We start from the raw sequence: 21,915 nt of genomic DNA on the forward strand, positions 1-21,915 counted from the left end.
ATCATCAGTCCATCTCACCCTCGGCGAACCGCCCGGCCGGCCGTGTGCGGCGTCGGCGCTGCCGTACCGGGTCGGGCACCGGTACCGCCTCGACCAGACGCCGGGTGTACTCCTCCCGCGGTGTGCGCAGGATGTGATCTCGATCACCCTCTTCGACCACCGCGCCGCCGCGTAACACCACGATGTGGTCGGCGAGCTGATCGACCACCGCCAGATCGTGGCTGATGAACAGGCACGCCCAGCCGAACTCACGCTGGAGCTGACCGAACAGCTCCAGCACCGCCGCCTGCACCGAGACGTCGAGCGCGCTGGTCGGCTCGTCGGCGACCAGCAGGTCCGGACCGAGTACCAGGGCGCGAGCCAGGCTGGCGCGCTGCCGCTGTCCCCCGGACAGCTCATGCGGATACCGGCGTTCGATGCCCGCGGGCAACCGCACGTCATCGAGCAGTCCGCGCACTGTGGTCCGGATATCCGCGGAACTCGCGGCCTTGTGCACGATCAGCGGTTCGGCCACGCACTCGCCCACGGTGAGCCGGGGATTCAGCGAACTGGCCGGGTCCTGGAAGACGAATCCGAAGCGCCGCCGGAGGGGCCGCAGCTTGCGCTGCGACAGTCCCGCGATGTCCTGGCCGCGCACCCGCACCGTTCCCGAGGTCGGCCGTTGCAGTGCCGCGACGCAGCGGCCGATGGTCGACTTGCCCGATCCGGACTCGCCGACCAGGCCGAGCGTCTCGCCGGGACCGATGCGCAGGCTCACCCCGTCCACGGCGCGGAAACGCGGCCTGCCGAACGGGCCGGGGAATTCGACCACCAGATCGCGGACCTCGAGTACCGGATCGTCCTGGCTGTCGACGGCGGCCGCCGGGCGGTGCGCGATCTGCTCGGCGCCCAGATGGGGCACCGCGGCCAGCAGGGTGCGGGTGTACTCCGCCGCCGGACGCGCGAACAGTTCGTCCACCGCGGCCTGCTCGACCACCATGCCGTCTCGCATCACCACCACGCGGTCGGCGATATCGGCGACCACGCCCATGTTGTGCGTGATCAGCACGATCGCACTGCCGATCCGGTCGCGCAGGTCCCGCAGCAGGGCGAGGATCTCGGCCTGCACGGTGACGTCCAGCGCCGTGGTGGGCTCGTCTGCGATGATCACCTTCGGCTCGCAGGCGATGGCGATGGCGATCATCACGCGTTGTTTCTGGCCGCCGGAGAGCTGGTGTGGGTAGTAGTCCACCCGGTACTCGGGGTCGGGCAAGCCGACCAGGCGCAACAACTCCACGGCGCGTGCCTTCGCGGCCTTCCTGGTCAGATCGGTATGCGCCCGCAGCGCCTCGCCGATCTGGAAGCCGACGGTGAACAAGGGGTCCAGCGCCAGGCCCGGTTCCTGGAACACCATCGAGATCGCGCCGCCGCGCAGTGCGGTGAGCTGCTTCTCGCTCATCGCGGTGACCTGCTGGCCGCCCAGGGTGACCAGGCCGCGCACGGTCGCCGTCTCCGGCAGCAGACCCATCGCCGTGCGCGAGCTCACCGACTTGCCCGAACCGGATTCCCCGACGATGGCCAGCACTTCCCCCGGATCGACCTCGTAGGTGACGTCGGTGACCGCGTGCACCGGCCCCGCGTCGGTGGCGAAGGTGACCGACAGCGATTCGATGGACAGGGCGGGCCGCCTACGGTCGGCTGCGAAGGACTCAGCCATCGGTCGCGTCCTTTGCTCTCGCACCCGTTGTGCCCCGCTCGTGGGACGCACCCTCGGGCTCGGCGACGTCGGCCCGGATCACCGCCGCGGCGCGACGGGTGCGCAGCATCGGGTTGAGCACTTCGTTGAGGCTCTCGCCGACCAAAGTCATGCCGAGCACGACGAACACGATGGCTACGCCGGGGAAGACGCCGGTCCACCAGATGCCGTTGGACACGTCCGACAACGCCTTGTTCAGGTCGAAGCCCCACTCCGCGGCCTGGGTCGGTTCGATGCCGAAACCGAGGAAACCCAGGCCGGCCAGGGTGAGGATGGCCTCCGACCCGTTGAGCGTGACGATCACCGGCAGCGACTGGGTGACGTTGGCGAGGATGTGCCGGAACAGGATTCGCGTGGTCGACGCGCCGGTCACCCTGGCCGCGTCGACGTAGGGCTCCTGCTTCACGGCCACGGTCGCGTTGCGCACCACACGGAAGTACTGCGGCACGAACACCGCCGTGATGGCCACCGCCGCCGACAGCACACCTCCCAGGCTGGTCGAGCGACCGCCCGCGACCACGATGGACACCACGATCGCCAGCAGGAGCGTCGGGAACGCGTACATCGCGTCCATGAACAACACCAGCAGCCGGTCCGGCCAGCGGCCGATATAGCCGGACAGCAGCCCGAGCGGCACGCCGATCAGCAGCGAGAGCACCAGCGAGATCGTGATCACCCACAATGCGGTGCGCGCACCGTAGAGCACCCGGGAGAACACGTCTTCCCCGCGCACCGAGGTGCCGAACCAGTGCTCGGCCGACGGCGCTTGCTGACGGACGAAATCGACGCCGTCGGCGGCGCTCTGGGCGAATCCGTACGGCGCGATCAGCGGAGCGAAGAGGGCGGCGACCACGAAGACGCCGATCGAGCCCAGCCCGAGGATCAACGTCGCTCGCTGTAAACCCGCCGTCAGCGAGAACAACCGCAAGCCCGGCACACCCCGGCGCGCCGCGGGCGGCGTGACCAGCGTTTCGGTCAACAGTTCCGGAGCGCTCATCAGAACCTCACCCTTGGATCGATCAGCGCTACCAGCACGTCCACCACGAAGCTCATCACGGCCACGATCAGTGCGATGAACGCGGCGATGCCTTGCACGGCGACGAAATCGCGTGCCGACAGGTACTGCGTGAGCTGGTAGCCGAGGCCCTTCCACTCGAACGTGGTCTCGGTGAGCACCGACGCGCCGAGCATCATCGCGATCTGCATGCCCATCACCGTGACGATCGGGATCATCGCGTTGCGGAAGGCATGCCGGCCGGTCACCACCCGCCGGGACAGGCCACGCGCCCGCGCCGCCTCCACGTAGTCGGCGCGGAGGGTCTGGATCAGGTTGATCCGCACCAGCCGCAGGAAGATGCCCGCCGTGAGCAGGCCCAGCGCGACGGCGGGCAGCACGGCATGTGCCAGCACGTCGAGCAGGTATCGGGAGTCGCCGTAGCGGATCGCGTCGATCACCATGATGTTCGTTTTCGGCGACACGTGCTGCAATCGCAACTCCACGTTGGTGCTCGCCCGGCCCGCCACCGGCAGCCAGCCCAGCCGCACCGCGAACACCAGCTTCAGCAGCAGCCCGACGAAGAAGACCGGTGCGGCGTAGAACAGGATCGCCAGCAACCGCAGCCCGGTGTCGGCGGTCGAATCCCGATGGGTCGCGGCGTATCTGCCCAGCGGGATGCCGATCGCGAACGCGACGACCAGGGCCCAGCACACCAGTTCCAGCGACGCCGCGCCGTAGGTGACGACCACCTCGCTGATCTCCCGGTTGTCCTGAGAGCGCCCGAGGTCCCCGTGCAAGAGCCCGGAGAGGTAGTCCCGGTACTGGGCCAGGATCGGCCGGTTCAGCCCGGCCGCCTCCTTGCGCGCTTCGATCTGTTGCTGGGTCATGCGCCCGCCCATCGCCGCGCTGATCGGGTCGCCGACCACGCGCATCAGGAAGAACACGACCGTCACCAGGATCCACGCGGTCACCGGAATCAGCAGCAGGCGCACGCCGAGGTAGCGCGCCAACGCGAGAGGACGGGACTGCTCGCCACCCCTGCCCGTTCGCCGCGGGCCGAAGCGCCGGGTCCGGACCGGTTTCGGTTCGATGTCCGCCGAAATAGTCGTTCCGGGCCCGGCTGTGTCGCCGGAACTCACTTGCTCAGCACCGCGTAGCGGAACTTGAACGACGCGTCGAGCGTCTGCTCCACGCCTTGCACGCCCGCGGCCGCGACCGCGATCTGTTTGCCGGACAGCAGCGGAACGATCGGCAGGAAGTTCCGCGCGAGGTCACGCTGGATCTGCTGGATCTGCTGGAATCGCTTGTCCTTGTCGGGTTGGGTCGCCTGGGCGATCAACTGCGCGGAGATGCCCGGGTCCTCGAAATGCGACTGCAAGAAATTGTTCGGACCGAAGAACGGAGAGAGGTAGTTGTCCGGGTCCGGGAAGTCCGGGAACCAGCCGAACTGGTAGAGCGGATAGCTGTCGCGGGCTCGTTCCCGCTGGTAGGTCACCCACTCGGTGGATTGCAGGTTCACCCGGAACAAGCCGGTGGCCTCCATCTGCGACTTGATCGCGGCGTACTCCTCGGAGCTGCTGGAGCCGTAGTGGTCGGGGTTGTACTGGAGATTCAGCTCTACCGGCGTCGCCACCCCGGCGTCGGCGAGGAACTTCGCCGCCTGGTCCTTGTTCGGCTGGGCACCGTAGAGATCCTTGAACGGCTCCGCCGCGCCCGGCATGCCCTGGGGCACCGAGGAATACGCGGGCAGATAGGTGTTCTTGTAGACACCGTCGGCCAGCGCCGCCCGGTCGACGGTGGACGCGACGGCCTTGCGCACGGCCAGTTTCTGCTCCGGCGTGCCGCCCGGCATGGTGTTCAGGTTGAACACGATGTAGCGCAATTCGCCGCCGGGCCCCTCGTGGACGGTGACCTCGCTGTCGGCCCGCAGCGATTCGATGTCGGTGGGTGTGAACGATCGATATCCGACGTCCAGCGACCCGTTCTGCAGGTCGAGCTTCATGTTGTCGGTGGTGGCGTAGTACTTCGTCGCTACCGTCTCGGTCTTCGGGGTACCGAGGATGCCGTTGTAATCGGCGAACGCTCGGTACTCGACCAGCTTGTTCTTGTCGTAACCGGCGATGGTGTACGGACCGGAGTAGCCCTTGGCACGCACCACGTCCTCGTCCGGCATGACCTTGTCCGGCGCGTACACCCTCTCGTCGACGATCGGCCCCGCCTGGGTGGGCAGGATCGCGGGGAAGGTCTGGTCGTTGGCCACCTTCAATGTGAACGCGACCGTGCGCGCGTCCACCACGTCGGTCTTCTCCAGGTTGCCGAGCAGGGACGCGGGCCCGTTCGGGTCGTTGATCCGCAGCATCCGGTCGAAGGAGAACTTGACGCTGGTCGCCGTCAGCGGGTTGCCGTTGGCGAACTTCAGGTTGTCCTTCAGCGTGCAGGTGTACACCGTCGGCGCGGTGAACTCGCACTTGTGCGCCGCGTCCGGCCGAGGCGTCGCGTCGCCGGGGGCGAAGTTGAGCAGGTACTGGTAGATCTGCGTCTCGGCGACCAGCGACCCGTTGTCGTAGGCCGCCGCCGGATCGAGGGAGAAGATCTTGTCGGTGGTGCCCGTCACCAGGCCGTCACCGCCCGCACCGGTTCGTCCGGAACCACAGCCCGCCAGCGCCGACCCGGCCAACGTCACCAAGCCGACGACCGCGACGGCGCGCGTCCCCGCCGAGCGACCGAACCTCGAATTCCTCATCACGGCCCCACTTCTCGAGCGCCGCACCGCGTTCCCCCTGAATCGCAGGCCCGGTGCGGACCGGGTGAACTTCCGATCTGATCGGCACCGTACCTATGAAGCATTTTCGGCACGTTACGTTTTCGAAGAAAACTCGCGGCGACGTCAGCAGTGTTATGTGCCGCGACTACGACCGCCGGAAAACCGGTCGTACGTCCAGGATCGGTGGAGAACGGACCGCGCGATGTCTCGAGCACGCCAGCTCGCGGTGCGCGACAAACGAACACGATCCGCGAGAATGCCTCGGACGAAATCGAACCTGCGTGCCGTGGCGAACCAGGCTCAGGGACGGCTCAGCGCGCTCGCATTCGCGTTGTCCCCGAGCAGTGCGGCCTCGGACTGGCCGGTGAGCATGCCCTCGAGCACGTTCTTCCCGATGGCCGCCTCGGTGGGTAGCGGGATGGGATAGTTGCCGTCGAAGCACGCGGCGCACAGCCGCGAGCGCGGCTGCTCGGTCGCGGCGATCATGCCGTCGAGGGAGATGTAGCCGAGCGTGTCGGCGCCGATGGACCGGCGCACGCCCTCGACCATGTCCGCGACGTCGCCCTCGGTCCCCGCGCCGTTGGCGATCAGCTCCGCGCGTGAGGCGAAGTCGATACCGTAGAAGCACGGCCATTTCACCGGCGGCGAGGCGATCCGCACGTGGATCTCCAACGCGCCCGCCTCCCGCAACATCCGGATCAGCGCGCGCTGGGTGTTGCCGCGCACGATCGAATCGTCCACGACGATCAGGCGCTTGCCCCGGATGACCTCGCGCAGCGGATTGAGCTTGAGCCGGATGCCCAGCTGCCGGATGGTCTGGCTCGGCTGGATGAACGTGCGCCCGACGTAGGCGTTCTTCATCAGGCCTTGGCCGTAGGGCACCCCCGACCCCTGGGCGTAGCCGACGGCCGCCGGTGTGCCGGATTCGGGCACCGGGATCACCAGGTCGGCATCGACGGGATGCTCCTTGGCCAGGCGACGGCCGATCTCCACCCGGGTGGCGTGCACCGACCGGCCGGCGATGGTGCTGTCCGGCCGGGCCAGGTACACGTACTCGAAGACGCAGCCCTTGGGCTCGGGGTTGGCGAAGCGCATCGAGCGCACGCCCTCGGCGTCGATCGCCAGCAGTTCGCCGGGTTCGATCTCGCGGACGAAGGCGGCGCCGACGATGTCCAGCGCGGCGGTCTCACTGGCAACGACCCAGCCACGCTCGAGCCTGCCCAGGCACAGCGGACGTACGCCGTGCGGGTCGCGCGCGGCGTAGAGCGTGTGCTCGTCCATGAAGGTCAGGCAGAACGCGCCCTTCAAAGTGGGCAGCAGTTCCATCGCGGCCTGCTCGATGCTGGAGTCGGCGGCGGCGTGCGCGAGCAGCGCGGTGACCACATCGGAGTCGGAGGTCGCGGCCGCGGGTTGCGGGCGGCCGCCGCGAACGGAGGCGCCGAGCAAGCCGTATTCGCGTGCGCGACTCGCCAATTCGGCGGTGTTGACCAGATTGCCGTTGTGTCCCAGGGCAAGGCCGGAGCCGACCGCGGTGGTACGGAAGATGGGCTGGGCGTTTTCCCAGGTCACTCCGCCCGTGGTGGAGTAGCGACAGTGACCGACGGCGATGTGCCCCGGCATGGCCGCCAGCGTCTGCTCGTCGAAAACCTGGCTGACCAGACCCAGGTCCTTGAAGACGAGGATCTGCGAACCGTCCGAGACCGCGATGCCCGCCGCCTCCTGCCCACGGTGCTGCAAAGCATAGAGACCGTAATACGTGAGCTTGGCCACTTCTTCGCTCGGCGCCCAGACTCCGAACACTCCGCACTCCTCGCGCGGCTCGTTCTCATCGACGTCCGGAGCGGAATACGAGGGGGCGGAAATGCTGTCGACCGGCAGTTCGGCGTTGGTCACCGTTTGCTCCCTGTTCGGGCGGGCTGGGGGCGAATTTCATTCTACGGGTGGTCGGCGGCGCAGTCGCACGCCTGCCGCATCCGAACAGCAATCCAGGTGCTGCGAAGCGCGGCATTTCCGGTAGCGCCAGCTGTTACGGTGCGCACCGTGACGACTACGGACGATGCGGGCAAGACGGAGTCGGGCGCGGCCCCGGCGCGCAGGCCATGGCCTCGGATGGTGCTCTTTCCGCTCGCGGTGCTGAGCCTGCTCACCGCGCTGCTGGGCATCATGTACCTCGACTATGTCGTCGATCCGGAGAAGAACCTGCACGATTTCCCGATCGCCCTGGTCAATCAGGACGTCGGCGACACCATCGGCAGCGGCGCGGACAAGCGGCAGGTCGATTTCGGCAACCAGATCACCGAAGCGCTGTCCGCCGGGGTGCCGTCCGACAAGGTCGACCTGCGTGTGATCAGCATCAACGAATCCGAGCGGCAGATGCAGTCCGGGCAGGTCTACGGCGCGATCGTCATCCCGAGCGATTTCAGCAAGCGGCTCGGCAACTTGGGTGTGGGCAGTGTCATACCCGGCGATATCCAGCGGCCGATCATCACGTTGCAGACCAACCCGCGCACCGGCGCGTTCGGCACCCAAATCGTGCTGCGGGTCGGCAACGAGGCGCTGGCCGAGGTGAACAAGCAGGTCGGCAAGCAGTTGCTCGATCAGGTGACCGCGCAACTCGCCCCGCCGCCCGGAGGTCCCCCCGCGCCCGAACTCACGGGTGCGACCAAGGTCGCGCTGGCGTCGCCGATCCAGGTGGTCGAGCAGCAGTATCATCCGCTTCCGCACGGCAGCGGCCAGGGACTGACCGCGTTCTTCTACGCCCTGTTGCTGCTGTTGGCCGGTGTGGTCGGCGCGATGGTGATCCACACCATGATCGATGCCCAGCTCGGCTTCGTGCCCACCGAATACGGCCCCTGGTATGTGCACTATCCGCCGACGCCGATCTCCCGGTTCCGGACCCTGCTGCTCAAGTGGGGCGTGTTCGTGCTCGCGGCGAACATCGTCGCCGCGGTGTTCCTGGTCGTCGGCAAGCTGCTGGACATGCCGATCGGCAATCCGCTCGCCCTCTACCTCTACAGCGCGCTCGCCATGACCGCCGTGGGCGTGACCGGTCTGTCCATGCTGGCGGCGATCGGCTCGGCGGGCCTGCTGGTGAACCTGATCCTGTTCGTCATCCTCGGCTTGCCGTCCTCCGGAGGAACGGTGCCGATCGAGGCGACACCGCAGTACTTCGGCTGGCTCGCCTCCTTCGAGCCCATGCACCAGGTGTTCCTCGGGGTGCGCTCGATCCTGTACTTCGACGCGAGTTTCGAGGCGGGACTCACCCGCGGAGTGTGGATGGCGGTCCTCGGCTTGGCGATCGGGCTCATCTTCGGTGCGGCGGTCACCCGTTTCTACGACCGCAAGGGGCTGGAGCGCCGCAACATCCTCCGGGCGTGACCCGGCGCGTCGGAATACTCGGCATTGCGTGCGGCCGCACCCGCCCCGAGGGTCATCTCGAAGCCACGGCGAGCTCCGGAGCCGGACACGCTCCTCGATCGCGGGTGCGCGGTCCGCGTCAGGCAGTCGTGGCCCGCACGATCGGCAGCCAGTAGGCTATCTCGGCCGCACGGGTGCCCGAGGCGCTGACTGCGCCGGAGGTCACGGCGGCGTCGAAGTCCAGCAGCCCGGTGGCCAGCAGCAGCCAGGTACGCGGGTCGGTCTCGATGACGTTCGGTGGGGTGCCCCTGGTGTGCCGGGGCCCCTCGACGCACTGCACCGCGACGAATGGCGGCACCCGGATCTCCACCGAGTGACCGGGCGCGGAGGCTGCCAGCGAGCGCGCAGTGGTCCGCACCGCCGCCGCGAGTGTCGCACGCGTAGGCGCGTTCTCGGACTCGTCGCGCAACCACTCGCTCACCGCCGCGACCGCTGCCCGCATCTGGGCGGGGTCGACCGTCCCTCGTCCTGCCACGGTTCCGACCCTACTTCCCTGCCCCCGTTGGCCTGTGTGGTCGCCCGCTGCCTCTCGCCCGCGAACGGTGCGAGGCACCGGGCAGCCAGGCGGTCACGCCTTGGGGGTGGCGCGCATTCCGACGTAGCAGCATTCGGTGCCGTCGGTGAGGGTGTCGAAGACGACGGGCATGTAGTCCTCGCTGAAGGACGGGCCCGCGCCGGACGCGGCGAAGACGGTGGGACCGACGGGGGTCAGGTCCATGCTCAGCGCGGGTGACATGCCCGCCATACCGTCGACGAACTCGTAGAGCATGTGGCCGGTGCCGTCGTCCCGCTTGGTGACGGTGATCACCACTCCCGCCCGCCGGTAGGTGCCGACGAACGGGGCGATGTCCACCGCGGCCGGCGGGTCGGCCGGGCCGAACACCTCCGGCACCCGAACGTCCGCCAATTCGGCGAGCAGCTCGCGGAACAGGGCCGCGTAGAGCGGCCGCGCGCCGCCACCGTTGGTGAGCAGCGCAACCGCGACGCCCGCTTCCGGCACCGCCCGCAGATACGCGTACTGGCCGATCGCGGCACCGTCGTGGCCGAATCCCTTGATGCCGTCCCAGTCGTAGAGGGTCCACCCGAGCCCCCAGCCGTCGGCGCTGACGGTCCACTTGTCCGGGACGTCGACCTCCCGCCGCCGCATCGCGGCGACCGACGCCGCGGAGAGGACCGCGGTGCCGTCGGCGGCGCGTCCGCCGTCGAGATGCATGCGGGCGAAGCGGACCATGTCACCCGCCGTCGTGATCACCCGGGCCGCCGGCCCGACACTGCGGGGCATCGCGTCCCATTCCGGAGCGGGCTCCGGGTCGACGCCCGCCGCCCCGAGGTGGCTCATCGCGACGCGGAAACGCAGCGCCTGCTCGGGCAGCGTCACCAGGTGGTCGAGTCCCAGCGGGCCGGCGAGCATGTCCCGCACGGCCTCGTCCCAGGTCATGCCGGTGAGCACTTCGACGACGCGACCGAGCACCACATAGCCGAGGCTGCCGTAGGACATCGCCGTGCCCGGGGCGCAATCCAACGCCACATTCCGTGCCGCGGCGACGTATCCGGCGAGGCAATCGTCACCCCGCCCGGCGTCGTGGTTGAAATCGTTTGTGACACCTCCGGTATGGCTGAGCAGCTGCCTGATGGTGATCGTCGCCGTCGCCCGCTCGTCGGGAGTGGCGAATTCCGGCAGGACGTCCACCACCGGCGCGTCGAGGTCGAGCTTGCCCGCGTCGACGAGCCGCATGATCAGCGTCGCGGTGTACACCTTGGCGATCGAGCCGCAGAGGAACACCGAGTCGGTGGTCACCGGCACTCCCGTCCCCCGGTGCAGGACACCGCTGGCGATCTCGTAAACCTGTCCGTCCACCAGGACCGCCAGCGACGCGCCCGGCACGTGATGCTCGGCGCGCAGCTCGTCCAACCGTGCATGCCAGCGGGCCACGGAGAACCTGCGCCCGGTCGAGGCCGTGCTCCCCCAGTCTCCGCGTACCTGCCACGCGCCCGTCTCGTCCCAGTTCACCGTGTTCGACATTTCTTCTCCCAGACTCTTCGCGTTGCGCACACTGTGCGCGTTATGCGAACACTGTACCTATATCGAAACGACGTGCGCAACTGTGTGGTTGCAGCGACTGTCCGGCTTCGATTGCGGCAAAGGCCCATTCGGCTCGGGAACGCCGCCGTGCCGACGACCGTGAGGACCGAGATCGACCAGGCAGCGGGGGCTTTCCTGTAGGTGACCGATCGGCGCGGCGCCTGGTTCGGCGGCTCCGTCGGGGCGTTGCTGTCCGCTACGCGACTGTCAGCCGCGTCCCGCAGAGACCCGCACGGCTCAACCATCCACACTCGTCTCGAGGTGAGCCGAGCCGTTCAGCGCTTGCGCAACAATCCCTCGACGCGACAGGCCAGCCGCGGTGCGATCGCGCCGCCCGCATTCAGGGTGAGGTGCAGCAGCGCCGGCGCGATGGCGCCTGCGGTACGCCGGCGCAGCCACCCGAACACGACGCCGCCCGCGGCGGTCACGGCGACGGTCGCCGCAACGCTGTCGCCAACGGCTCGCGCGGGAGCGATGTGCCAGAGACCGAACGTGGCCGCGCCGAGCAGCGTCCCCGCCCGCGAACCCACCGCGGTGTCCAGCAAAGGATCCAGCGTCCCGCGGAAGACGAGTTCCTCGCTGTAGACGGTGCCGAGCGGGATGTGCACGGCCACCCACTCCCTCGTGGGCACTTCAGGCGCGCGATCGGGCAGCGCGGCCAGCTGCCACCGCAGCGATGGAACGGCAAGAGCCACGACGTATCCGGTGCCGGTGATCGAGGCGGCGAACACCCCCCAGCGCAGGCCGCGAACCGAGCAGCGGCCCGCCTCGTCGCGCAGCGCGAGCGCGTACGCGGTGGCGAAACCGGCGTTGGCGGCGGTCCGGCCGCGGATGCCGAGACCGAGCCGGGGCAGAACCGCGTTGTTCCAGAGGAGCGGAAACGCCATGGCCGCCATCGTTCGCACGGCGCGCCGTGAGTTCACTTGGTCGTCCGCTCGAAATCCTCCGCCGTCTCCACTTCGGCCCGGATCCGTTCGGAACGCGCCGCGGTCCAGTCCGGCGGCGCGGCGATGGCCGCCCAGCCGTCGAGCACTAAAGTGCCGTAACGATGTCCGTGCCCATCGGTGACGCCTTGGGCGTTGGTCAGGTCGGCGGCCACCTGCCAGAACGTGACGAACGGCCACCAGCGCATCTGGGAGGAGACGTCCGAGCCGCGCGGCTCGGACAACCAATCCGGTTGCGAGAAGATCAGATCCGTCGACCACCAGACGATCGGGTCGGACGCGTGCTGCAGATAGGCGATGCGCGGCGCACGCCACTCCGAGGACGGCCGCGCCAAATCGGCGCTGTCGGAGGCGAACCGGACCACCAGTCCGTCCGCGTACAACGGCTGCACCTCACGGGAGCCCGGATCGCGGCGTGCGACGAATTGCTGCCACAGCCGGTTGGAGTTGGGCGGGCCGACCCACAGCGCGCCGTCGACCTTGGCGCGCAGGTCGGCCAAGCCGTCGAACGCCGCTTCGGACCCCTGTGAGCCCAGGCTCTCCCCGTACACCAGCAGCTTGGGACGCGCTTGCGGCGGGCGCGCGGTCCAGTGCTCGTACACCGCGTCGAACAAGTCCCTGCCCGCCGCGGCGGCCTTGGTGCGGTCGGCCAGGAACGACAGCACGCTCGGCAGGTACGAGTACTGCGTGGCGACGATCGCGGTGTCGCCGTCGTACATGTACTCGATCGCCCCCGCGGCCAGCGAGTTCACCCACCCGGTGCCGGTGGTGGTGACCACCACGAGCGCCTTCCGGTCGAACGCCCCGGTCCGCTCCAGCTCGGACACTGCCAGATCGGCCGGTTCCACGCCGCCTTCGACCGACTCCAAGCCGACGTAGGCCCGGATCGGCTCTTTGGCGGGGCGGCCGGTGACCGAGGTGATGCGGCTGGCCGTGGGACCGTGCGAGACGAACCAGCGTCCCTCGAACCCGAGGGTCTCCCATTTCGCCAACGAGGTCGGGCTGCCGGAGCGCTCCGGTTGTCGCGGCTGGACGGCGTTCACAGAGGTGTGGTCGTTGCGCACGCTGAAGGCCGAGTTGGCCACCGCGAAGAACGCCTGCGTGGCGACGCCGTTGAAGATCGTCACGGCCAGCACCACCAGCACCAGGAACCCGGCGGCCGGTGCGAGTTCCCGGGGCACTCGCACCCACCGGTTGAGCAGGCGGGCCAGGAACAGGATGATCTCCCGCAACGTCCGGTACACCGCGACCACCGCGGCGCCGACCAAAAGGCTCAGCAGACCGGTGCGCAGGTAGGCGGGCGTGGTGGTGCCCTCCATGCCCATCAGCGCGGTGATCTCGCGCTGCCAGCGCGCCGACTGCACCAGCATCAAGGCGGCACTCAGCGCGGCGGTGAAGAGCACGGCGGACTTGACCGCGTATCGCACCCAGGTCGGCGGCGCCGAGATCTTCAGCCGCGGCCGCACCCAGAGCCGGAAAAGCCACTCCAGCAGGCAGCCGACGCCGTACCCGATCGCGGCGTTGATCCCGCTGATCAGCCCCTGGAACAACCAGTCGCGCGGCAGCAGAGAAGGCGTCACCGACAGGGCGAAGAACACCGTCGCGATCACCAAGCCGACGTAGTTGAGGTCGATAACGTCCTCGGCGCGCCGGGTCACCGCGACTGCGCGTCTACGCAGCTTCCGCATGGCTCCGGCGGTCTCCAGCATTCGACCAGTATGGCGGTCGCCACCGACGACCCGGCGCGTTGCCCGGCGCCACGCGGGCCCGCTCGACGCAGATCACACCGCTATGGCAACTACCCATTTCGCTCGAGTAGTTGTACACGGGTGCGTGGTCGGCGTGATCCGCAGACTTGACACCCATGAGCACATCGACCGCGCGGCCGAAGGCCAGCGCCGCCTATGTCGCGCAGGCGGCGATCGCCTTCGGCGTCAGTTTCGTCGGAGTGGGCATCGGGGTCTACGCGTTGCCATTGGACGCCTGGCAGCGCGGATTCCTCGGGATGTCCGTGCTCTTCCTGGTCACCAGCACGTTCACGCTCGCGAAAGTGGTGCGCGACCAGCACGAGGCGGCGACCATACACGGTCGCATCGATCAGGCGCGGATGGAGAAGCTGCTCTCCGAGCACGATCCATTCCATTCCGTCGCCTGAACACGCGCACCTGGGCGGGCCCGGTAACGAGGGGTTCAGGCCCGCCCAGGTGGGCGTTTTCGTCAGACGGCGCCCGCGCCGAACAGCCTCGGCAGCGTGCCCTCGTGCGCGGCCCGCAGCTCCTCGAGAGTGACCGAGAACTGGCCCTGCACCTCGACCGAATCCGAGCCCTGGTCGACCACGCCGATGCGCACCCACGGCAGTTCGCGGGCGGTGCACATGCGGGTGAACCTGGTCTCCTCCGAGCGGGGAACGGCGACCAGCACGCGGCCGGCCGACTCGGAGAACAGCATGACGAACGGGTCGGCGTCCTCGGGGAGCAGGACGCGGCACCCGGTCTCACCGGCGAGCGCGGCTTCGACGACGGCCTGAGCGAGGCCGCCCTCGGAGAGGTCGTGGGCGGCGCTGATCATGCCGTCGCGCGACCCGGCGGTCAGCACCTCCGCGAGCAACTGCTCGCGGGCGAAATCGACCTGCGGCGGGACGCCGCCGAGGTGGTCGTGCACCACCTGGGACCAGATCGAACCGCCGAACTCGTCGCGGGTATCGCCGAGCAGGATCAGCGTCTCACCCGGTTCCAGGCCGAGGCCGGTCGGGATGCGACGGTGCACGTCGTCGAGCACGCCCAGCACGCCGACCACCGGGGTCGGCAGGATCGCGGTCTGGCCGGTCTGGTTGTAGAAGCTGACGTTGCCGCCGGTGACGGGGATGCCGAGCGCCACGCAACCGTCCGCCAGGCCCCGCACCGCCTGCTGGAACTGCCACATCACACCGGGGTCCTCCGGCGAACCGAAGTTCAGGCAGTTGGTGACCGCCTTCGGGGTCGCACCGGTGGTCGCCACGTTGCGGTAGGCCTCGGCCAGCGCCAGCTGCGCACCGGTGTAGGGGTCCAGCTTGGTATAGCGGCCGGACGCGTCGGTGGCCAGCGCGATGCCACGGCCGGTCGCTTCGTCGATCCGGATGACGCCCGCGTCGGCCTGATCGGCGAGCACCGTGTTGCCGCGCACGTAGCGGTCGTACTGCTCGGTGATCCACTTGCGACTGCACAGCTGCGGGCTGGAGATCATCCGCAGCAGCGTGTCGCGCAGTTCGTCGGCGGTCTTCGGCCGGGTGAGCCGGTCGGGGGTGTCGGCGATCAGCGCGTCCTGCCCGTCGGGACGCGCGACCGGGCGCTCGTACACCGGGCCCTCGTGCGCGACGGTGCGCGGAGGCACATCGACCACGGTGTCGCCGTGCCAGGTGACCACCAGCCGGTCACCGTCGGTGACCTCGCCGATCACCGTGGCCAGTACGTCCCACTTGCGGCACACGGCCATGAACGCGTCCACGTTCTCGGGCGTGACGACCGCGCACATGCGCTCCTGTGACTCGCTGGAGAGCACCTCGGCGGGCGTCATGTTGGCCGCGCGCAGCGGCACCTTGTCCAGCTCGATGTGCATGCCGCCGTCCCCGGCGGCCGCGAGCTCGGAGGTGGCGCAGGACAATCCGGCGCCGCCGAGGTCCTGGATGCCCACCACCAGCTTCGCCGCGTACAGCTCGAGACAGCACTCGATGAGCACCTTCTCGGTGAACGGGTCGCCGACCTGCACCGAGGGCAGCTTCTTGCGGCCGGAGCCGGACTCGTCACCGGAGAAGGTGTCCGAGGCCAGCACCGAGACGCCGCCGATGCCGTCGAGGCCGGTGCGCGCGCCGAACAGCACGATCTTGTTGCCGGTGCCGGAGGCGAAGGCCAGGTGCAGGTCCTCGACCCGCATCACACCGGCGCACAACGCGTTCACCAGCGGGTTGCCCTGGTAGGAGGGGTCGAACACGGTCTCGCCGCCGACGTTCGGCAGGCCGAGCGAGTTGCCGTACCCGCCGACGCCGCGCACCACGCCGTCCACCACGCGACGGGTGTCGGCCGCGTCCGCCGCGCCGAAGCGCAACTGGTCCATCACCGCGATCGGACGCGCGCCCATCGCCATGATGTCGCGCACGATGCCGCCGACGCCGGTGGCCGCACCCTGGTAGGGCTCGACGTAGGAGGGGTGGTTGTGGCTTTCCACCTTGAAGGTGACCGCCCAGCCGTCGCCGACGTCGACGACGCCCGCGTTCTCACCGATGCCCGCGAGCATGGACTCGCGCATCTCGTCGGTGGTGGTCTGGCCGAAGTAGCGCAGGTGCACCTTCGAGGACTTGTAGGAGCAGTGTTCGCTCCACATCACGGAGTACATCGCCAGTTCGGCGTCGGTCGGCCTGCGACCGAGGATCTCCTTGATGCGCGCGTACTCGTCGTCTTTGAGGCCGAGTTCTTTGTAGGGTTGCGGCACGTCGGGGTTTGCTGCGGCTGCGCTGACGGTGTCGACCTGCGGAGTCACGGAGTACCAGGGTCCTTTCGGCCGGGCATTGTGAAGCGACGAGCGTTGTCACTGGGTGGCGGCGAGATGCCTGGGTTCAAGTCTAGAGGCAGTGGGTAGGGGCCCCACGCACCGGCTACTCTGAGCCGGTGAACGAAGGATCGGGGGTCGCGAATCCGGGTGGGCGATCGATCGCCACGGACGCCGCGCTCGCCTCGGGCGGAGACTCGGGAACCGCGCCCGGCGCCGCGTCGCCGAACCTGCCGGAACCGAAAGTGCGCTGGCTGATTGCTGCTATCGCGTTGTTCGCGGTGTCGGTGCTCGTGTCGCTGCTGGTGCACTGGTGGCACGGCTACATCGACCTCCAGGTGTATCGCAACGGCGCCCGGGTCTGGCTGGACGGCGGCGATCTCTACGGCCCGATGCCGCCGGTCGAGGGCATCGGACTTCCGTTCACCTATCCGCCTCTTGCCGCGTTGTTCTTCGCGCCGCTGGCCCTGATGCCGCTGGTGGTCGCCGAGGTGCTGGTGGTCGTCACCTCCGTGGCGAGCCTGGGCATCTCGCTGTGGCTGGTGCTTGCGCGCCCGCGTCCGGAGCTTTCCCGCCCGGCCGTGCTCACCCTGGTCGTCGGCGCGGTCGCGGTGGCGCAGTTCTTCGAACCGATCCGCCAGACCTTCGGTTTCGGACAGATCAACCTGGTGCTGATGGCCGCGATCACACTGGACTGCCTGGTGCGCAAGCCGTTCTGGCCGCGCGGCATGCTGATCGGCATCGCGGTGTCGGTGAAATTGATCCCGGCCGGTTACCTGCTGTACTTCCTGCTGCGCAAGGACTGGAAGGCCGCGGGCACGCTGGTCATCTCCGCCATCGCTGCGGTGGGCCTCGGATTCCTGCTGTTCCCCGGCGATTCCGTAAACTACTGGTTCCACACCCTCGCCGACACCGGCAGGATCGGCCCCCCTTACTTCGCGGGCAACCAGTCCATCAAGGGCATGGCCTTCCGCTTGGGCGTCGACGACACGGTGGCCACCGTGCTGTGGATCGCGCTGTCGGCGCTGGCCGTCGCGCTCGCCGCGGTATGGATGCGCAGGCTGATCGACGCGGGCGCGACCGTGGCGGCGTTGCTGGTGAACGCCGCGGTGGTGCTCTTGGTCTCGCCGGTGTCCTGGTCGCATCACTGGGTGTGGATCGCGCCCGCGCTGGTGGTCACCGCCGATCTCGTGGTGCGCGGCGCGCGCAGCCCGCGGGTGATCGGCGCGGTCGCGGCGGCCACCGTGCTGTTCCTGATCGGTCCGCACTGGCTGCTGCCGCACTCGCGCGACCGCGAGCTGGAGTGGTCCTGGTGGCAGCAGATCATCGGAAGCAGCTACGTTCTGGCCACTTTCGCCGTCCTCGTCGTCGCGGTGGTCACCTACCGCCCGGCGGTCTCGGGTGTGAGGAAGGCGGCCAGCGCCGCGGCATAAGCCGGAACGTCGAACGCGCCCATCAGCTCGCGCGCCGAATGCATCGCCAGCTGCGGCGCGCCGACGTCGACGGTGGGCATGCCGGTGCGCGCGGCGGTCATCGGGCCGATCGTGGAGCCGCAGGGCAGGTCTGCGCGATGCACGTAGCGCTGCAACGCGACTCCGGCCTGAGCACAGGCCAGCGCGAACGCCCCGGCGCCGGTGGCGTCGGTGGCGTAGCGCAGATTCTGGTTGACCTTCAGCACCGGCCCGCCGTTGACCTCGATCCGGTGCGCGGGCTCGTGCCGCTCCGGATAATTCGGGTGCGTCGCGTGCGCCATGTCACCGGACGCGCACACCGAACCGGCCAGCGCGGCAAGGTAATCGACGCGCCCACCACCGCGCGCGAGCACGATGCGTTCCAGCACCGCGGGCAGCAGATCCGACTGCGCGCCACGGTCGGATTGGCTGCCGACCTCCTCGTGGTCGAACATGGCCAGCACCGGGATCGCCGCGCCCGGATCGTCGATCGCGGCCAGGAACGCGTGCAAACCCGCGAAACAGGTGCCCTGGTTGTCCAGGCGCGGCGCGCTGACCAGGTCGTGGTCGCGACCGATCAGCCTGCTCGGGGCCAGGTCGTGGGTCATCAGTTCCCAGCCGAGCACCTCGCCGGGATCGACCCCGGCCCGGTCGGCCACGAAATCGATGAACGCCGCCGCTTCGTACCCGACGCCCCACACCGCGTTGACGTGCCGCTGCGGATCCAGCGTGACGCCCCTGCGGTCCTCGGACAGGTGGATGGCCAGCTGCGGCACCCGCAGGATCGGCTCATCGATGCGAACCAGCCGCTCACGCACCGTGTTCGCCTCGCGTACGCTCAGCCGCCCCGAGACACCGAGTTCCCGGTCCAGCCAAGAGTTCAGCCACGCGCCGCCGTACGGCTCCAACCCGACGAGCTGCCAGCCCGCCGAGGTGAGATCGGGATGCTGCTTGACGCGCAGGTTGGGACTGTCGGTGTGCGCCCCTACCACGCGGAACGGGGTCGCGCCCGCGGCGTCTCCGGCAGCCCAGGCGACCAGTGACCCGCCGCGAACCACGTAGTGCCTACCCGGACCGTCCGAGGGCCAGGTCTCCGATTCGGCGAGCCGGGTGAACCCGCGCGCGTCCAATTCCGCGGCGACCGTGCGGCAGACGTGGAACGGCGACGGAGACGCATCGATGAACGCGCACAGCCCGGCGGCCGTGGCAGCGGTGGAGGAGACGGGCATGCCTGCGATCCTAGGCAAGTGAGCCGCGACCGTAGTGTCCCGGTCGGCGCGCGCGTGCGCCTGATATCGGTCGAGACGGTACGAGCCTTGCTGTTATCGCGGAGAATTCGCTCGCGCGGGGCCCCGCCGCGCGGGCTATTCACAGTGGAACATGACGGCAAGAATGGTTTGCCGGACGATCACAAATCGGACGTTCGGGGCATTCATCGGATGAATGTCCGGTACTGCGGAGTATTACTCCGAGGCGATGGAAACCAGGTCGAGCAATCGCATGAGTTCGGTATATCGGCGCGCGCCGATTCGTCCGCGCAACTCCTGCTCGGCGCGCGCCTCCTCCGCACGCACCTCCGCGACCAGATCGGCTCCGAGCCTGCTGAGGCCGATCAGGATGCGGCGCCGATCGTCCTGTGCGGCGAGCCGGAAGATCAGGCCGCGCTCGGCCAGATAGTCGGCGTGCCGGGTGGCCGAGGACGGCGCGAGCTGCGATTTGGCTGCCAGCTCGGTCATCGTGATACCCGTGTCACCACACAGATTCGACAGCATCGACCACTGATCCGGGGAGAGTTGCCTGGCGCACAACGCCGTGTCCAAGTGCCGCACCCAACCGCGCTCCGCGGCACGCAGCGCGCCATGCAGCGTCGAATTTCCGCTTACAATGGACGTCATTATTCCCTGCCTGCCATGAATTTCGCTCGAACGAGAAGAAGAGTACCGAATGTCGACGCCGTTCGAGAGCCCCGAGGGCACAATCGAGGTCCTCAACATAGTTCCGCGGCAGGGACCGGGCGGTATCGTCGCGCCGTCCTGCGATGCGGCGGTAACGCTCGCGGTCGACGAAATCAACCGGAGTGCGGGAATTCTGGGGCGGGAAATTCGTACCACGAATATCGACGGGGGCCGCCCGCCACACGAGGTCGCCGCCGAGGTCTCCGCGCTGCTGTCCACCGGCATGGTGCACGCCATCACCGGGTGGCACACCTCCGCGGTCCGGCGGGCTGTGGCGCGAGCGGGCGCGGGCCGGGTGCCATACCTGTACGCCACCAGCCATGAGGGCCTGACCGACGAACTGCCAGGCGTGCTGATGCTCGGCGAGCACCCGGCCGGGCAGACCGTGGCCGCCGTGCACTGGCTCGAACGCGAGTACGGCGTGCGGCGCTGGGCCGTCATCGGCAACGACTACATCTGGCCGCGCCGTTCCGCCGCCGCGATCCGCGCGAGCCTGTCCGATCCGGCGGCGATCGTGCTGGAACAGTTCGTGCCGCTGGGGTCGCCGAGTTTCTCCGGCTTCCTCGATCATCCAGCACTCGACCTGGCCGACGCGGTGGTGATCCTGATGGTCGGCGCCGACGTCGCCCGCTTCAACCGGCAGTACGCGGCCACCGGCCGCGCCGCGAGTCAGCTGCGGGTCAGCCCGGCCGCCGACGAGAACGTGCTGCTGGCGGCGGGCCCCGAGGCCAACCGCGACTTCTTCGTGGCGTCCAGCTTCTTCCTCGACGACCGCACGCCCGACGGACGCGACCGGATGACCCGCTACACCGCGCGCCACGGCGCGTTCGCCCCCGCGCTGACCAGCTTCAGCAACGCCACCTACGAAGCCATCCACACGCTGGGCGCGCTCGCACGGGCGGTCGGATCATTGGAAGTGCCCGAGATACTCGATGCCCTCGATCACGGCCTGTTCCTCGAAACCCCCGCCGGGGTGCGGGGTTTCCGCGGCAACCAGGCGATTCAACGCGGATATATCGCCCGCGCGAAAGGCGTCGACTTCGACATCATCGACCGCATCAGCTGAAGTCGACAAACGCCGAGACCGAGCGTCGTCCGTTCGTGGCCCGGCGGCCGGATCACACAGCGACCAGGGTGTCCAGCACGGAGAGGAACAGGCCCAGGCCGTCGTCGCTGGGTCCGGTCAGCGGCTCGGTGGCGTGCTCCGGGTGCGGCATCAAGCCGACGACGCGACCGTTGGCCGAGGCGATGCCCGCGATGCCGCGCTGCGAGCCGTTCGGGTTGTCGCTCGAGTAGCGGAAGACGACCCTGCCCTCGCCTTCGAGTTGGTCCAGCACGGCCTCCGACGCCTGGTAGCGCCCCTCACCGGACTTGAGCGGGATGAGGATCTGAGCGCCCGGCTCGAAGCGGGAGGTCCACACGGTGGACACCGAATCCACGGTGAGCCACTCGTCGCGGCAGATGAAGTGCAGGCCCTCGTTGCGGGTCAGCGCGCCGGGCAGCAACCCGGCCTCGCACAGCACCTGGAAACCGTTGCAGATACCCAGCACCGGCAGTCCGGCGCCCGCCGCGCGCACGACTTCGCCCATCACCGGGGCGAACCGGGCGATGGCGCCGGCACGCAGGTAGTCGCCGTAGGAGAAGCCGCCGGGCACGATCACCGCGTCGACGCCCTTCAGGTCGGCGTCGGCGTGCCACAGGCTGACCGCCTCGGCGCCGGCCAGGCGCACCGCCCGGGCCGCGTCGACGTCGTCGAGCGTGCCGGGAAACGTGATGACCCCGATGCGCGCGGTCATGAAACGCGGACCACCTTCCACTCCTCGATCACCGTGTTGCACAGCAGCGATTCGGCGATCTGCTCGAGCGCCGCGTCATCGACGCTGTCGTCGACGTCGAGTTCGAATCGCTTGCCCTGCCGAACGTCCGAGACGCCCTCGAATCCCAGGCGCGGGAGTGCGCCGACGATGGCCTGCCCCTGCGGATCCAGGATTTCGGCCTTCGGCATCACCTCGACCACGACTCGTGCCACGCGTTGCTCCTCATGTGGT

General features: G+C 68.9%; 18 protein-coding genes. 4 read left to right on the forward strand and 14 right to left on the reverse strand.

Annotated features, from left to right (window positions below; genetic code table 11):
- Positions 1-4: 4 nt before the first annotated feature.
- The 5 genes from GVY39_RS28565 to purF all read right to left on the reverse strand — a co-directional run bounded on the left by GVY39_RS28565 (position 5) and on the right by purF (position 7,389).
- Positions 5-1,696, reverse strand: a complete 1,692-nt coding sequence (locus GVY39_RS28565) for an ABC transporter ATP-binding protein (RefSeq protein WP_159929996.1) — start codon at positions 1,694-1,696, stop codon at positions 5-7.
- Positions 1,689-2,732 (reverse strand): ABC transporter permease, encoded by a 1,044-nt coding sequence (locus GVY39_RS28570; RefSeq protein WP_159929998.1) that lies wholly within the window; start codon positions 2,730-2,732, stop codon positions 1,689-1,691. Before GVY39_RS28570 ends, GVY39_RS28565 begins: the two co-directional genes overlap by 8 nt.
- Entirely contained in the window at positions 2,732-3,742 is a 1,011-nt protein-coding gene (locus GVY39_RS28575; protein ID WP_236565728.1) for an ABC transporter permease, read from the reverse strand. The genes GVY39_RS28570 and GVY39_RS28575 overlap by 1 nt, the downstream gene beginning before the upstream one ends.
- A gap of 125 nt (positions 3,743-3,867) precedes the next feature.
- A complete protein-coding gene (locus GVY39_RS28580; RefSeq protein WP_159930000.1) occupies positions 3,868-5,475 on the reverse strand; it encodes an ABC transporter substrate-binding protein in 1,608 nt (535 codons plus the stop codon).
- A gap of 321 nt (positions 5,476-5,796) precedes the next feature.
- Complete coding sequence (gene purF, locus GVY39_RS28585; protein ID WP_159930002.1) at positions 5,797-7,389, reverse strand: amidophosphoribosyltransferase; 1,593 nt, start codon at positions 7,387-7,389, stop codon at positions 5,797-5,799.
- Between the two features lie 216 nt (positions 7,390-7,605).
- On the opposite strand from purF, the gene GVY39_RS28590 reads away from it, so the two are divergent.
- Positions 7,606-8,874, forward strand: a complete 1,269-nt coding sequence (locus GVY39_RS28590; protein WP_159930036.1) for a YhgE/Pip domain-containing protein — start codon at positions 7,606-7,608, stop codon at positions 8,872-8,874.
- A gap of 118 nt (positions 8,875-8,992) precedes the next feature.
- Here GVY39_RS28590 and GVY39_RS28595 read toward each other — a convergent pair whose 3' ends face one another.
- The 4 genes from GVY39_RS28595 to GVY39_RS28610 form a co-directional block, all read right to left on the reverse strand.
- On the reverse strand, positions 8,993-9,388 hold the full coding sequence (locus GVY39_RS28595) for a sterol carrier family protein (RefSeq protein WP_370523833.1): 396 nt from the start codon (positions 9,386-9,388) through the stop codon (positions 8,993-8,995).
- A gap of 93 nt (positions 9,389-9,481) precedes the next feature.
- Positions 9,482-10,936: a serine hydrolase gene (locus tag GVY39_RS28600; protein WP_159930004.1), complete on the reverse strand. Its 1,455-nt coding sequence runs from the start codon at positions 10,934-10,936 to the stop codon at positions 9,482-9,484.
- A gap of 335 nt (positions 10,937-11,271) precedes the next feature.
- Complete coding sequence (locus GVY39_RS28605) at positions 11,272-11,883, reverse strand: CPBP family intramembrane glutamic endopeptidase (protein ID WP_236565723.1); 612 nt, start codon at positions 11,881-11,883, stop codon at positions 11,272-11,274.
- 32 nt (positions 11,884-11,915) lie between these two features.
- A complete protein-coding gene (locus GVY39_RS28610) occupies positions 11,916-13,649 on the reverse strand; it encodes an alpha/beta-hydrolase family protein (protein ID WP_159930006.1) in 1,734 nt (577 codons plus the stop codon).
- A gap of 155 nt (positions 13,650-13,804) precedes the next feature.
- Here GVY39_RS28610 and GVY39_RS28615 point away from each other — a divergent pair, with 155 nt between their 5' ends.
- Positions 13,805-14,095, forward strand: coding sequence for a YiaA/YiaB family inner membrane protein (locus GVY39_RS28615; protein WP_159930008.1), 291 nt, complete (start codon positions 13,805-13,807; stop codon positions 14,093-14,095).
- A 62-nt stretch (positions 14,096-14,157) separates the two neighbouring features.
- Here GVY39_RS28615 and purL read toward each other — a convergent pair whose 3' ends face one another.
- The gene (purL, locus tag GVY39_RS28620; RefSeq protein WP_159930010.1) at positions 14,158-16,452 is read right to left on the reverse strand and encodes a phosphoribosylformylglycinamidine synthase subunit PurL; all 2,295 of its coding nucleotides are present in this window, start codon (positions 16,450-16,452) and stop codon (positions 14,158-14,160) included.
- 128 nt (positions 16,453-16,580) lie between these two features.
- Between purL and GVY39_RS28625 the strand changes: the two genes are divergently transcribed.
- Positions 16,581-17,894: a glycosyltransferase 87 family protein gene (locus tag GVY39_RS28625; RefSeq protein WP_236565724.1), complete on the forward strand. Its 1,314-nt coding sequence runs from the start codon at positions 16,581-16,583 to the stop codon at positions 17,892-17,894.
- Here the strand turns inward: GVY39_RS28625 and GVY39_RS28630 are convergent.
- Entirely contained in the window at positions 17,843-19,141 is a 1,299-nt protein-coding gene (locus tag GVY39_RS28630) for a M18 family aminopeptidase (protein WP_159930012.1), read from the reverse strand. The two genes, GVY39_RS28625 and GVY39_RS28630, sit on opposite strands and share 52 nt — an antisense overlap.
- Before the next feature lie 234 nt (positions 19,142-19,375).
- Entirely contained in the window at positions 19,376-19,807 is a 432-nt protein-coding gene (locus tag GVY39_RS28635; RefSeq protein WP_159930014.1) for a MarR family winged helix-turn-helix transcriptional regulator, read from the reverse strand.
- 49 nt (positions 19,808-19,856) lie between these two features.
- Between GVY39_RS28635 and GVY39_RS28640 the strand changes: the two genes are divergently transcribed.
- Positions 19,857-20,933 (forward strand): substrate-binding domain-containing protein, encoded by a 1,077-nt coding sequence (locus tag GVY39_RS28640; protein ID WP_159930016.1) that lies wholly within the window; start codon positions 19,857-19,859, stop codon positions 20,931-20,933.
- 52 nt (positions 20,934-20,985) lie between these two features.
- Here the strand turns inward: GVY39_RS28640 and purQ are convergent, their stop codons facing one another.
- A complete protein-coding gene (gene purQ / locus GVY39_RS28645; RefSeq protein WP_159930018.1) occupies positions 20,986-21,663 on the reverse strand; it encodes a phosphoribosylformylglycinamidine synthase subunit PurQ in 678 nt (225 codons plus the stop codon).
- Entirely contained in the window at positions 21,660-21,896 is a 237-nt protein-coding gene (gene purS / locus GVY39_RS28650; protein WP_039794963.1) for a phosphoribosylformylglycinamidine synthase subunit PurS, read from the reverse strand. The genes purQ and purS overlap by 4 nt, the downstream gene beginning before the upstream one ends.
- Positions 21,897-21,915 lie beyond the last annotated feature (19 nt).

Source organism: Nocardia sp. CY15, from assembly GCF_009829295.1.
GTDB classification, from domain to species: Bacteria; Actinomycetota; Actinomycetes; order Mycobacteriales; family Mycobacteriaceae; genus Nocardia; species Nocardia sputi.